Here is a 13,642-nt window from a genome sequence, read left to right on the forward strand (position 1 = left end):
GTGGCGCAGATCCTGCGCCACCGTACTGAATTACAGCTCACCAAGCCCAGTGGCGTGGCCGTCTGGCCCCACTTCAAGCAAACGCAGCGTGTTGGTGGCGCCGCGCGTTTGCATATGCTCACCGCTGGTGAACACCACGCGGTCGCCCGGCACCAACAGGCCCGCTTCTACCAACAGGCGGATACTGCCACGCGCAGACTCGCGCGGGGTTTGCCCACGGCTGTCGTAATCCATTGGGAACACATCGCGCATCAGCGCCATACGCCGACGCGCGTGCTCGTGGTGCGAGAACGCATAGATCGGCACCGCCGAACGAAAGCGCGACAGATAGCGCGCCGTGCCACCCGACTCGGTCATCGCCACCACCGCGCGCACACCGACGTGTTCGCATAAGAACATCGTCGCCATTGCAATCGCTTGGTCGGCGCGTTCAAGACCGCGGCGGGCCTGCTCAAAATCGGTATCGTGAATGAATTGGCGCTCCGCGCCAAAGCAAATGCGCGCCATGGTTTCCACCGAACGCACCGGCCAATTTCCTGCTGCTGATTCCTGCGACAGCATCACGGCATCGGTGCCGTCGATCACCGCATTAGCCACGTCCAATACTTCGGCGCGTGTCGGCATGGGGCTTTCCACCATCGACTGCAACATCTGCGTGGCGGTGATCACGATCTTCTCGCGCGCCACCGCTTCGCGGATGATTTTTTTCTGCAGACCCGGCAATTCGGCGTCACCAATTTCTACACCCAGATCACCACGCGCCACCATGACTACATCGCTGGCATCCACGATCTCAGCCAGATTTTCGATGGCCTCGGCACGCTCGATCTTCGACACCAGCCCAGCTTTGCAGCCGTGTGCCCGCGCCACTCGGCGCGCCTCGTGCATATCTTCGGCATTGCGGCAAAACGACACCGCGATAAAGTCCACATCCATGCTGGCCGCCACTGCGATCAACTCGCGGTCACGCTCAGTAATCGCCCCTAGCGACAACCCGCCGCCTTGCTTATTCAGCCCCTTGCGATTGGACAGCACGCCATCATTGAGCACACTGGTAATGATGCGCTCACCTTCCACGGCTTCCACGCGCAACTGAACCATCCCGTCATCAAGTAGCAAGACGTCGCTCGGCTTGACGTCGGCCGGAAGCTCCAAATAGCTCACGCCCACTTGGTGCTCATCACCCAAAGGCGCATCGAGACTGGCGACAAGGTCAAATCGGTGCCCGGCCTTGAGCTGCACTTTGCCTTCGGCAAAGGTTTCGATACGGATCTTCGGGCCTGGCAAGTCGGCCAGAATGCCGACCTCGCGGCCGATTTTTGCCGCCATTGCGCGCACGGCTTCACCGCGCGCCACTTGCCCTGCGGGGTCGCCGTGGGAGAAGTTCAGCCGCACCACATCAACACCGGCGCGCAAGATCGCCTCCAAGACGCCCGGCTGATCCGTTGCGGGGCCTAGGGTGGCAACAATGCGGGTGTGGCGGCGTTTTTCCGGTGACGTTGTCATATGCGGCGGTGTGAGCGGTGATTTAGGTATTCCGCTCACGCTACCACAGCCGAAGGCTTTCGCAACCACCAAATGACATCGTTGTCATCGTTTTCATAACAACGCGCCCTTTGCCCCCACAAGGGTTATCCGGCGCGCGCCGCCAGCGCCGCTACTGCGGGCAGGGTTTTGCCCTCCAGAAATTCGAGGAAGGCGCCGCCACCGGTGGAGATATAAGACACGTCGTCGGCGATTTGATATTTATCGACCGCTGCCAGCGTGTCGCCACCACCGGCAATTGAGAATGCCTTCGATGCCGCCACGGCGTGCGCCACGGCCTCTGTGCCGTCGGCAAAGGCGTCAAATTCGAACACGCCTACCGGGCCGTTCCACACCACCGTGCCTGCTTTCGCAATGCGCTCGGCATACTGCGTGGCGGTTTGCGGGCCGATATCTAGGATCATGTCCTCGGGGCCTACCTCGGCAATGCCTTTGATCGTTGCAGGCGCATCCGCGGCAAAGGCCGGGGCCACCACTACGTCCACCGGCAACGGAATTTCCGCGCCGCGCGCTTTGGCATCGGCCATGATCTTTTTGGCGGTATCAAGCAGGTCCATTTCCACCAGCGACTTACCCACGCCGTGGCCAAGCGCAGCGATGAAGGTATTGGCAATACCACCGCCCACGATCAGCTGATCCACCTTATTGACCAGATTGCCCAGCAGTTCAAGCTTGGTGGACACCTTGCTACCGGCCACGATGGCCAACAGCGGATGGGCGGGATTGGCGAGCGCTTTATCCAGCGCATCGAGCTCGGCCATCAGCAGCGGGCCGCCGCAGGCCACGGGGGCAAAGCGAATCACGCCGTGCGTGGACGCCTGCGCACGGTGCGCGGTGCCAAAGGCGTCCATGACGAACACGTCGCACAGCGCGGCGTACTTCTTCGACAGTGCCTCGTCGTCGGCCTTCTCGCCCACGTTCATGCGGCAGTTTTCCAGCAGCACCAGCTGCCCCGGCGCAACTGAAACGCCGTTCACCCACTCTTTCAGCAGCGGCACGTCGACACCCAGCAGTTCGGACAGGCGCGTTGCAACCGGAGCCAGCGAGTCTGCGGCGCTCCACGCACCTTCCTTGGGGCGGCCAAGGTGGGACGTCACCATCACCGCTGCGCCTTTTTCCAGCGCCAGTTTCAGCGTTGGCACAGACGCCAAAATACGCTGCTCGGACGTAATATGGCCCTGTTCGTTGATAGGCACATTGAGGTCTTGGCGAATCAGCACCCGCTTACCGGCAAGGTCAAGATCGGTCATGCGCAAAATAGTCATGGGCAGCACGCAGCAGTGGGGAAAGAAGCGGCTATTTTAGTCGCAAAACCCGTCGCGGCCCGCACCTTTAGCCCGATACAGCGCCGCATCGGCCCGCTTCAAAATATCTTCTAGCTCTAAATCATCCGGCTCTAGGCTCGCCACACCCACGCTTACGGTGAGATGCCCTTTCAGTGAACCGGCATGCACGATATCGGCATCGCGCACGCGCTGAACCACGCGCGCACCGACATGCAGCGCTTGGACATGGGTGGTGTTGGGCAAAAACACGGTGAACTCTTCGCCGCCCGGCCGCGCCAACACGTCATCGCTATGCAGCAGCGCGCTGCGCACGGCACCGGCAAAGCGGCGCAGCACGCTATCGCCTTCGGCATGGCCATAGAGGTCGTTGTAGAGCTTGAAGTGATCGATATCCAAGGCCAGTACCGACAACGGCTGCGCCTGCTCGCGCGCCTGATTCCACAGCCTATCGCCCGCTTCGGTAAATCCACGATAATTGAGGCAGCCGGTGAGCGCGTCGGTGCGGCTGATTCGGTCGAGATTGGCCACAGCCTCACGTAGTGAAGTCGTGCGTTCGGTAATTTCTTGTTCGCGCCGATCTAGAACATCTTGCAGCTCCGCATAAGCCGCGTTCATGCGGCCACCCAAGTCGCCAATACCCTGCGCCAGTGGCTGCAGCTCGTCGGGCATGAGATCGACCTGCGCTGGGTTCATGCGCCCACCCAGCGCATAGCCGCGCAAGCTGTTCAACATAAACCCAATGCTCTTGTGCAAGAGCTGCCGCTGCTGCCATAGCGCAAGCCCAAGGCCCATCAATGTCACCACCACCAGCACCCCCAACAGCAGCAGACGCGGCACCAGCGGCTTTAGCAATACAGACCTCGGCGCCACCAAAGCAAGCACCCAGCCATTGCGCAAACGCACCGTGCTGACATAGGCCAAGCCATCGCCCTGCAGCACGCCGCCCAACAGCAATACCCGCCCCGCTTTCTCTGCAGACATCGCGTTATTGCGAAGCCGAGCACCTACAGCTCCGGCCTGATCCAACTGCGCCCAGCGCAGCCCGCCCTGCGCATAGATCACCCGATTACTGCGATCGAGCAGCAGCATCGAAAGATTTCGCCGCAGCAGGCTTTCGGCCATGACCCGCGCAAAACTCTCCACGGGCACGTCCACCGCCAGCGCGCCAGCAAAGTGGGCGCCACGCAGCATCGGCGCAGATAGCGTCACCACGGTTTCATTACCGTAGGCCGCATTGCGGTACACGTCTGAAATTTGCACACGAAATTTGTCGCGCGCCTCTTTGAACCAGCCCGTATCCACCACGCTGCTTTGTGCCGATGGGCTGCGCCAGCGCGCATCGCGTGCCGCCAAAACATGGCCATCGCTCCCCACTGCCAACACCCGCAACGCCGAAGGATAGGCCGATAGCAGGCTGGCCATATCTTCATCACGCGCCGCTGCATTTTCGGGCAAACGATCCGCCAACAACTGTACGCCCGCCAGCTGCGCGTCTAAAAATGCCTCCAAACTTTCCGCATTGAGCCGCGTATTTGAGTCCAGCCGCATCTGCAGATCGTCTTTGTCGTTCTTCCACTGGCTCCAGAGCAGCGCCGCACTAAACAGCAACACGGGCAAAAGCGCCGTGGACACCAGCACTTGGGCGAGGCGTCGGCGCAGGCTCCAGCCGGAAGTGGCGGCGGAATCATCCATTAACGCTTTCTATCATGACAAATGCTGTTATGCGCAATCAATTGACGCAGATCACGTGATTTTGATTTGAACAGGCATACCCTTTCGTCATGGCACACTGGTATCCCCTGATCGTTTTATTGCACCTTTCCTGTGCAATCGTGTTTGTCGGCGCCGTCTGTTTCGAAGTGCTGGTGCTGGAGTCATTCCATCGTCAGTTTGACCACGCGCTGATGGAGAAGATTGAAGCCGCGGTTATGGCGCGGGTGCGAACGTTCATGCCAGTGATCGTTGTATTACTGTTTCTCAGCGGCTTCGCCCTGTTTGATATTCGCTGCAATGGCTTTAGTTGCATCCAGCCTCAGTTCGGCTGGGGCTGGTTATTGCTATTGAAGGTGCTGCTCGCGTTCGGTGTGCTGGGCGTGTTTATCAGCGCGATTCGTGCCGGTATGCGCGGCGGCATGGATCCCTGTCGCTTTCGCTATACCCATCGCATCGTATTGAGCCTGATGATCGGTATTGTGATTCTGGCCAAGCTAATGTTTTACGTCTGAGACCCGCGCGGCAGGCGTTCACGCGGTGCGCGTGGGGCCTGTGCATCTAACACGGGAAGATCAATCGCATGCGCCCCCGGCTCTGGCAGGCCCATGCCGTAGCGTAGACTGCGGCCAATGCGGTTGGCGTACTCATGCACCAGCTGCGCTTGTGCGGGTGCAAGCACTTGATCGGCGGTGTCCCGCCACAGCGCCAACCACTCCACAAAGTGCTGCGTGGTAATGCCCCGGTTGAAATGGGCCACCATCGGGTTGCCCCGATAGGTGCCTGCACGCAAAATGACCGATGTCCAAAACGAAGTCAGCAGGCGCTTGTGCGCAGGCCAGTCGTGAACAAACGCATTGAAGACCGGCCCCAGCGTAGGGTGTACTTGGATGCGGTCGTAAAAACGATCAACCAGGCGTTCAATCTGGTCAAAATCGGGAATTGCTTCGGTGGGGGTATCGGTTTGCATAGCCCATTATCCGGTGATTCGCGTCAAGCTTCAGCACATTTTCTTGACATGAATCAGCATAGGCTAAGCACCTTGGCGCAAAAATAAGAGACCCGCGCGGACGATGACATGACCCACGTTGTTACCGAAAACTGCATCAACTGCAAACACACCGACTGCGTCGAAGTGTGCCCGGTGGACTGCTTTCACGAAGGCCCAAACTTCCTCGTCATTGATCCAGAAAGCTGCATTGACTGCACCTTATGCGTGGCCGAATGCCCGGTGGGTGCGATCTTCCCCGAGGATGACGTCCCTGCAGGGCAAGAACATTTCTTAGGCATCAATGCCGAGCTTGCACCGCTGTGGCCGGTGCTCACCGCGAAAAAGCCAGCGCTCCCTGATGCCGCCGAATGGGACGGCAAACCCAATAAGCTACCGCTGCTCAAGCGCGAATAAGTACCCCGGTAAACGACAAAACCCCGCACTGGGCGGGGTTCTGCGTGGGCCACAGGGAGGGCGAATTACTTCGCCATCACTTTGATCATTTCCAAGCACTTGTTGGAATAGCCCCACTCGTTGTCGTACCAGCTCACCAGTTTGACGAAGGTGTCGTCCATGGCGATACCGGCTTCAGCGTCGAAGATCGAGGTGCGGGTATCACCACGGAAATCGGTGGCCACTACCTTGTCCTCGGTGTAACCCAAAATACCCTTCAACGCGCCTTCGCTCTGCGCCTTCATTTCTGCGCAGATTTCGGCGTAGGTGGCGGGCTTATCCAGCTCTACGGTGAGATCGACCACCGACACATCGGAGGTCGGCACACGGAAGCTCATACCCGTGAGCTTTTTGTTCAGCTCAGGAATGACCACACCCACGGCCTTGGCCGCGCCTGTGCTCGACGGGATGATGTTCTCCAAAATGCCACGGCCACCGCGCCAGTCTTTATTCGACGGGCCATCGACAGTTTTCTGCGTGGCGGTGGCGGCGTGCACGGTGGTCATCAGGCCACGCTTGATGCCCCATTTATCGTTCAGCACCTTGGCCACCGGGGCCAAGCAGTTAGTGGTGCAAGAAGCATTTGAGATGATCTGCTCGCCCGCGTACTTGGCATGGTTCACGCCATACACGAACATTGGAGTGGTGTCCTTCGACGGTGCCGACATCAGCACTTTTTTCGCACCTGCATCGATATGCTTTTGCGCCGACTCCGCGGTAAGGAACAGCCCGGTGGACTCGATCACCACATCGGCATTGACCTCGCCCCATTTGAGGTTGGCCGGGTCACGCTCAGCAGTCAGGCGAATGGCTTTGCCATTGACCACCAAATTGCCGCCTTCCACGTGTACATCGCCCTTGAAGCGGCCGTGCACGGAGTCGTGCTTGAGCATATAGGCCAAATAATCCGGCTCCAGCAGGTCATTGATACCGACGATTTCGATATCGCTGCCAAAGTTTTCAACCGCCGCACGAAATACACAGCGCCCGATACGGCCGAAACCGTTGATACCGACCTTGATTGCCATCGCTGGGGGACTCCTAATGATGTTGCGCCGGACACGGCGCGGGAATCCGGGTATTTTAGCGCTTCACTCCCAAGCTTTCAGTGATATGCCCCGTTTTCTACGTAAATTACTTCCTTCTGTACTTATTTCTCTTCTTCCTGCCAGCACTGCATTGGCTTGGGGCCCCCTTGGTCACGCACTTGTGGGCGAATTGGCGCAGCGGCATTTAACGCCTAAGGCGCAACAAGAAGTGGCCGTACTGCTAAAAGGTGAGAGCGAGCCGACGCTCGCCGGAATTTCCTCCTGGGCCGACGCCCTGCGCTACACCGACCCGGCACGGTTCAAAACCACCTCGCGCTGGCACTACATCAATGCCAAGGGCGGTGGCTGCAATTTCGACCTCACCCGCGACTGCCCGGACGGTGCCTGCGTGGTGGGCGCCATCGACAAACAACTGGCCATTCTTGGTGATCGCAGCCAACCCCTAGAGGCACGCCGCGATGCGCTGAAATTCGTGGTGCATCTCGTGGGTGATGAACACCAGCCAATGCACGCAGGCAACCGCACCGATAGCGGCGGCAACCGTTTTCAGATCAGCCTCACCACCAGCATTCCGCCGGAGTCTTACGCACGCGACAAATATGTTGATGGCGTAATGGGCACCAATCTGCATTCGGTGTGGGACTACTACATCCCCGCCAGCCGTGGCTTGAAGCTCCAAGAATATGCAGACTTACTCGACAAGCAGCCTTGGCCTGCGCCAAGCACCACACCCGTGCGCCCGTTACAGGTTGCGCTGAATTGGGCAGAACAATCGTGCACATTGATTGATGAAGCAGGCCTCTACCCGGCCGACAATCAGCACAAGATGGATCACACCTACCTCGATAAAATGCGCCCGCTGGCCGAGCAGCGTATTCGCCTTGCTGGTGACCGCCTAGCGGTGCTCCTCAATCAAACGCTAGGGGCAACGCAGCCGCGATAAGCCTGACGCCACGCGCCCCTTTTGCATTGCCGCTGCGCAAAAGGGGCGCGCATTTCATTGCACGAAATCAGTGTTCCGATGTCGCTTTTTGACCGGGTTCATCCATCGCAAATTCCACCGGCACGCGCGTCTTCCCTGCAACGGGCTTGCCGTTCTTGATTTCTGGTTTGAACGTCCATTTCGGCACGACATCCAAGGCGGATTGGTCAAGGCGCGCATCTCCAGACGAGCGCTCTACCACTGCATTGGTCACACGCCCCTGCGTATCGTAATTGACAAGCAAAATCACCGTCCCCTCTTTGCCGTCTTTCACGGCGTCAGCCGGGTAGTGCGGTGCATTTTCTAAACGTGAGGCTAGGTTGATATCGTCTTTCTGCAGTATATGTGTCTGCGTGTGCTCGCTTTGCGCGGCCCAAGTGGTAAACACCATTCCCGCGAATAACAAGGCCATGCAGCTACGGCCTAACCCGCGTCGTAATGCGGAGGGTTGATCTGCGTTTAACATGAGGAGTCTCTCCTTGAGTGGATGGCTAAAGCCAAAGTGGCAGCCCAGCGGCGTGGCCTGCGCCGCAAGCTGCTGTTGAAGAAGCGTCTGGCCATAGGCACTTCGAACCATGGGGAGCTGCGCAAGCACGCTGGCATCGCAGGCAAGCTCTTGATCTTGTCGAAAACACCGCTGTGCCAAATGCACCAGCGGGTTGAACCAGAACGCGCACTGCATCGCCAGCGCAAAGGCATTCATCCAATGATCACCGCGCGCAATATGGGTACGCTCGTGCGCCAGTATCAGTATTTGTTGCTGCGCGCTGTAGCGCGTTTCAAAATCCGTTGGCAACACGATCTGAGGGCGCAGCACCCCCACTGTTGCAGGCAGCCCCGGTACGTCATGCTGCGCGCACTGCCCGCCATTGCCGTGCCGCAGTTCGCCCAAGCTGCGCATAAAGCGCTGCTGCGCGAACGTCATCCACACCAGTAAACCCACGCTGCCCAAGAGCCAAAGCAGGGCCGCAATACCCAGCCAATTGGGCGCACTTCCCGCCGGTGTCACCCACGCCACCGCGCTGCGCATTGGGGCGGCTAACTGCACTACTGCCTCTAGCGCCTGCCCTTGCCGCATCGGGACGGGCAAAGCACTACTGACAAGCGCCACCGGCACCAGTGACCACACGACATATGCCGTCTGCGCGCCGAAGCTGCGGCGCAGTGGCTTACGCAATAAAAGCGCTATCACTATTGCCACGCTGCTCAATACGCTGGTGTGTACCAGCACACGCATCAGTTCATGGCTGATCATGGTCAATCTCCTGCAAGAGTTTGCGCAGCTCTGCAATATCCTTCTGGCTTAGTTTTTGATGCTGCGAAAAATGCGCCACCAGCGGCGCGACGCGGCCATCAAACAGGCGGTCCAACAGCCCGCTGCTTTCTTTCAGCACCCAGTCCTCACGCCTTAGCACCGGCGAATAGAGGTAGCGTCGCCCTTCCTTCAGTGCCGTAATTGCGCCTTTATTGAGCAGGCGGTTCAGCAGTGTTTTGACGGTGGCTTCCTGCCATTCTTGCTGCCCGGAAAGCGCGCTCAGGACATCGTCTGCTCCCAGCGGGTGCTGATGCCAGAGAACGTCCATCACCACCGATTCGGCTTCGCTAATTTGCATTGTTTACGCCTGTAATTTTTTGTCAGATTACAGATGTAGACGCAACTGTCAAGCGCCGTTTGTCGGAACGCACTTATCGGTCCTGAATTTAGCTCCCCGCGGTTAAAGCCCGCACATCAAACCGTACGGGTATTTCACCGGCGTGTTCAAACACCAGCTTGGCTTCGAACTGCTCACCCGCACGCAACTGCCGCTGCACACCCATCAACATCAAGTGTGCCCCGCCGGGCTTGAGCTCCAACTTGCCATGTGCGGAAATTGGCAAGCCGTCTTTCACCGCCCGCATCCGCAGCACGCCGTTGTCATTACGCATCTGGTGAATCACAACACTCTTCGCAATCGCTGCCTCAACGCGCAACAAGCGATCTTGCGTATCCCCCGAATTGGTCACCACCAAGAACCCACCTAATACCGGAGAAACCACCGGCGTGGCACGTGTCCACGCTTGTTCAACGCGCAGCTGTGCATAGACGGGAGCAGTGACCCCTAAGCCTAGTAAAAAAGCACACACGCTTTTCAATGCGATATTCACACCGTTCTCCCGTGTCCAGCGCGGCCCCTTGGCGGAACCGCGCTGCTGGTTTTCTTGCTTACGTTATAGCGTGAAATTGAGTTTCAACCATAGGTTTCGGCCCGGTTCGTGGATCCGCACCGGCATCGCGGGGTAGCCGAAGTCGGCATTACCTGCGAGGTTCAGATGCTCGCTGTAGTTGCGATTAAACACGTTGTCCACGCCTGCGGTGAGTTGCACGCGTTCGCTAACACGATACCCGGTGCTAAGGGCCACGGTAGCAAACCCCGCGCTGGGACCGAGGTCGCGCCCGGTGACATTGCCTTGACTCAGCGCCACCCGCGTTTGCGCTGCCACCATGCGCAGCAGTGCGCCACCACTCCAGCGACCATTGTCGTAGGCCAAACTCACCCGCCCCTCCAGCGGCGTCATCTGTGGCAGCGGTGCGTGCGCGTCTTCATTGCTACCCCATGCCCACGCCACGCTCCCTTCCAGCGCCCAGTTTTTCGCAGGACGCCATTCACCACCGGCTTCAGCACCGTGGATGCGGGCATCTACATTGCTGGCCATGCTGGTGCTGCCCATCATGCCGCCGCTCATGTAGCGAAACAGAATGTAGTCGCTGATGTTCCCGACATAGCCGGAGACCCAAGCGCTGCTTTGCTCTCCGCGCCACTGAACGCCCGCATCCAGCTGCGTGGTTTTTTCTGGGCGCACGCCCGCAAACGCATTGGCGCTGCCCATCGGCCCGCTATTGGCGGAAAACAGCTCCCAATAATCTGGCATGCGCGCAACGTGACCCAGCCCTGCGTACCAGCCTAAGCCGCTACTGCTGACATCACGCTCGTAGCGAATAAACCCAGCAGGAAGATGCTCACTGCGCGTTTGCCCTGCCGTGGGGTTGACTGTCATGCCTAGCATCGCGCGATGGTCGGTGACCTTCGCCGCGTCCATGCGCGCACCTGCCACCACGCGCTGCGCACTCGCAGGCGACCATGTGCCTTCGGCAAAAACGCCGGTATTGCGCAATGTGGCATCGCGCATCCACGCTTTGGTTAGATACACATCGCGCCCTGACGCACTACGCTTGCGGTGACGACTCTCCTGCGTATCTACGCCTGCGGTGAGTTCAAACGCATTCCACGCCCAGATAGAAGCCACGCGCCCGCCTTCGGTAACGCGGTACACGTTCGACGCCATCGCCATTGGCATGCTGCTGGCCGGGTTGGGATCGCGCAGGGTGTAGTTATCCATCACGTGATCCGCCGAGTTGCGATACGCGCTGGCCTGCAGCTTACTCAGCACACCCGCAAAGCTCCGCTCAAAGCGCAGCGTAGTGCTGCTGCGTTCAAATTTAGAGCCATCCATACTGCGCCCGCCGTAACGCGCTTGGCCATCACCGGCACCCAGCGAAAGTTCTAGCAGTGTGTCCGCATCCGGCGTCCAGCCAAGCGCTACGTCAGCATTCCACTTCTTCCACGCGGAAGGCACGCGCACGCCAGTACCGTCGTCGTAATCAGAAGCCTCTGAACGGTTGGCCGCCACGCGCACATAGCCCTGCGTCGCGCCAGCGGTGGCATCAATCATTTGATCGTTACGGCCAAAGCTACCGCCCAGCAGGCTGGCCTGGGCGCGCCAGCCGGGTGCATCAAAGCGCGGTGTGTCGCGTTCAAAACGCACCGTGCCCGCAGAGGCACCTGGCCCCCACTGCACAGTCTGCGGGCCTTTCACCACCACCAACCGGTCGAAGGTTTCCGGGGCCACGTACGACATTGCGTTATCCATCCGAGACGGGCAGGCACCGGGCATGGCGCCGTCGTTGGTGAGCATATTCAAGCGCGAGCCAAACATGCCGCGCAGTACCGGGTCACCGTTGCTGCCGCCGTTACGTAGCGCGGTAAAGCCGGGGATTGTTTTCAAATAATCTGCACCATCGCTGGCGGGCACTGGCTGGCGCGGCAATTTGGTATCGGTTTCAAACTTGAGTGGCTGCACCGGCGCGCCGATGACAACCACGCGACTAAGCGTTTTTGCATCGGCCTCATCATCGGCAGCAATAGCATGTGTGGGAAATAAAACAGCGGCCAGCGCGCAGGCAAGCACGCAGCGCGGCGGCAGCGCCGTCGCGAAAGAAAAAGACTTCATGGTGGCTCCAAAGCACAAGGGGGGAAGCAGGCCAACGCCTGCGAAAAAACGGCTTGTGGGTTAGAGCGAAATCGGTGGCCCTCTGGCGCCGAGACCCAGCAGCAGCGGGGTGGTGTGCGGCGCAAAGTCGCGCAGTAATGGTAGGCGCAGTTGCCGCGAAGGCGGCAATAGCACCAAGGCCAGTAACAGGATCGGCGCGAGTGAAGCGAGCAGCGGGCAGTACGCGCAGACGTCGTGCTGCATGCCCTCATGCGGCGACGGTGCAGGCGCGGGTGCAGGCACGTTGCCTGCATGATGATGGTGAGACTCAACCATCATCCCAGCCATCCCGGCCATGTCGTGCGTCGGCGCGGCTTCCGTCGGCATACTGCTCGCCAGCCAACGGCTCACCGTTGGCATGACGGCCATCAGCAAGATAGCCGCCAGTGCGAGGCGAACCATCCCTGCTAAAAACCGTGGCGAGCGCAGCATCATCTTGAAGCTAGGTTAGCGAGTGAATTACAGCGCCTTACTGACTTCAATCAACTTTTCCACGGTAATTTCGAAATGGTTAAACAATTGATCCGCCGGTGCACTGGCACCGAAGGTATCAATACCGATCACCGCGCCATCAAGGCCCACATACTTGCCCCAGAAGCCCGTCACACCAGCCTCAACGGCCACGCGCTTGCGGCAGGCCTTGGGTAGCACGGCCTCACGATAGGCCGCGTCTTGACGCTCGAATACTTCCACGCAGGGCATCGATACCACGCGCACCGCATCGCCCAGCTGCGCGGCGGCTTGCATGGCAAGCGCCACTTCGCTGCCGGTGGCAAGCAGAATCAGCTCAGGCGCGCCAACGCTGTCTTTCAGCACGTAGCCACCGCGCGCAATTGCGGCCAGTTGCGCGTCGTTGCGCACTTGGTGTGGCAGGTTTTGACGGCTGAAGATCAAGCACGACGGGCCATCCGCACGATCAATAGCGGCTTTCCAGCTCACTGCCGACTCCACTGCATCGCAGGGGCGCCATACGTCGTTATTGGGGATATAGCGCAGCGACGAAACATGCTCCACCGGCTGGTGGGTGGGGCCGTCTTCGCCGAGACCGATCGAGTCGTGGGTATAGACGTGGATCGCACGCACGTCCATCAGCGCGCTCATGCGCACCGCGTTGCGCGCGTAGTCGGAGAACACCAAGAAGGTAGCGTCATACGGAATGAAGCCGCCATGCAGGGCCAGACCATTGCTGATCGCAGTCATGCCGAACTCGCGCACACCGGAGTGGATGTAATTGGCATCGGCATCGGTGCTGGTCACCGACTTGCTGCCCTTCCACAGGGTGAGGTTGGAATGTGCTAGATCCGCCGAACCGCCGATC

14 protein-coding genes are annotated in these 13,642 nt (G+C 59.5%); 3 read left to right on the top strand and 11 right to left on the bottom strand.

What is annotated here, in order from left to right; translation table 11 throughout:
* Window positions 1-30: 30 nt before the first annotated feature.
* The 3 genes from pyk to KUL77_RS04575 form a co-directional block, all read right to left on the bottom strand.
* Window positions 31-1,506, bottom strand: a complete 1,476-nt coding sequence (pyk, locus tag KUL77_RS04565; protein WP_297144119.1) for a pyruvate kinase — start codon at window positions 1,504-1,506, stop codon at window positions 31-33.
* Window positions 1,507-1,631: 125 nt separating this feature from the next.
* A complete protein-coding gene (locus KUL77_RS04570) occupies window positions 1,632-2,810 on the bottom strand; it encodes a phosphoglycerate kinase (protein WP_297144121.1) in 1,179 nt (392 codons plus the stop codon).
* 36 nt (window positions 2,811-2,846) lie between these two features.
* On the bottom strand, window positions 2,847-4,523 hold the full coding sequence (locus KUL77_RS04575) for a sensor domain-containing diguanylate cyclase (RefSeq protein WP_297144123.1): 1,677 nt from the start codon (window positions 4,521-4,523) through the stop codon (window positions 2,847-2,849).
* A gap of 89 nt (window positions 4,524-4,612) precedes the next feature.
* On the opposite strand from KUL77_RS04575, the gene KUL77_RS04580 reads away from it, so the two are divergent.
* On the top strand, window positions 4,613-5,056 hold the full coding sequence (locus KUL77_RS04580) for a hypothetical protein (protein ID WP_297144125.1): 444 nt from the start codon (window positions 4,613-4,615) through the stop codon (window positions 5,054-5,056).
* On the opposite strand, the gene KUL77_RS04585 is transcribed toward KUL77_RS04580, so the two are convergent.
* Entirely contained in the window at window positions 5,047-5,511 is a 465-nt protein-coding gene (locus KUL77_RS04585) for a group III truncated hemoglobin (RefSeq protein ID WP_297144127.1), read from the bottom strand. The genes KUL77_RS04580 and KUL77_RS04585 overlap by 10 nt on opposite strands.
* 108 nt (window positions 5,512-5,619) lie before the next feature.
* Between KUL77_RS04585 and fdxA the strand changes: the two genes are divergently transcribed.
* Window positions 5,620-5,946, top strand: coding sequence for a ferredoxin FdxA (fdxA, locus tag KUL77_RS04590; RefSeq protein ID WP_297144128.1), 327 nt, complete (start codon window positions 5,620-5,622; stop codon window positions 5,944-5,946).
* Window positions 5,947-6,011: 65 nt separating this feature from the next.
* On the opposite strand, the gene gap is transcribed toward fdxA, so the two are convergent.
* Entirely contained in the window at window positions 6,012-7,013 is a 1,002-nt protein-coding gene (gene gap / locus KUL77_RS04595; protein WP_297144130.1) for a type I glyceraldehyde-3-phosphate dehydrogenase, read from the bottom strand.
* Between the two features lie 85 nt (window positions 7,014-7,098).
* Between gap and KUL77_RS04600 the strand changes: the two genes are divergently transcribed.
* Window positions 7,099-7,977: a S1/P1 nuclease gene (locus tag KUL77_RS04600; RefSeq protein WP_297144132.1), complete on the top strand. Its 879-nt coding sequence runs from the start codon at window positions 7,099-7,101 to the stop codon at window positions 7,975-7,977.
* 67 nt (window positions 7,978-8,044) lie between these two features.
* Here the strand turns inward: KUL77_RS04600 and KUL77_RS04605 are convergent, their stop codons facing one another.
* The 6 genes from KUL77_RS04605 to KUL77_RS04630 all read right to left on the bottom strand — a co-directional run.
* Window positions 8,045-9,271, bottom strand: coding sequence for a TonB family protein (locus KUL77_RS04605; RefSeq protein WP_297144134.1), 1,227 nt, complete (start codon window positions 9,269-9,271; stop codon window positions 8,045-8,047).
* Entirely contained in the window at window positions 9,258-9,629 is a 372-nt protein-coding gene (locus KUL77_RS04610; RefSeq protein WP_297144136.1) for a BlaI/MecI/CopY family transcriptional regulator, read from the bottom strand. The genes KUL77_RS04605 and KUL77_RS04610 overlap by 14 nt, the downstream gene beginning before the upstream one ends.
* A gap of 88 nt (window positions 9,630-9,717) precedes the next feature.
* The gene (locus tag KUL77_RS04615) at window positions 9,718-10,161 is read right to left on the bottom strand and encodes a copper chaperone PCu(A)C (RefSeq protein WP_297144137.1); all 444 of its coding nucleotides are present in this window, start codon (window positions 10,159-10,161) and stop codon (window positions 9,718-9,720) included.
* A 63-nt stretch (window positions 10,162-10,224) separates the two neighbouring features.
* On the bottom strand, window positions 10,225-12,285 hold the full coding sequence (locus KUL77_RS04620; protein WP_297144138.1) for a TonB-dependent copper receptor: 2,061 nt from the start codon (window positions 12,283-12,285) through the stop codon (window positions 10,225-10,227).
* Window positions 12,286-12,345: 60 nt separating this feature from the next.
* On the bottom strand, window positions 12,346-12,759 hold the full coding sequence (locus KUL77_RS04625; protein ID WP_297144139.1) for a DUF2946 family protein: 414 nt from the start codon (window positions 12,757-12,759) through the stop codon (window positions 12,346-12,348).
* A 24-nt stretch (window positions 12,760-12,783) separates the two neighbouring features.
* Window positions 12,784-13,642: transketolase C-terminal domain-containing protein (locus tag KUL77_RS04630; RefSeq protein ID WP_297144140.1), on the bottom strand; the 859-nt coding region annotated here is incomplete at its 5' end.

Source organism: Thermomonas sp. (assembly GCF_019104945.1).
Taxonomy (GTDB): Bacteria; Pseudomonadota; Gammaproteobacteria; order Xanthomonadales; family Xanthomonadaceae; genus Thermomonas.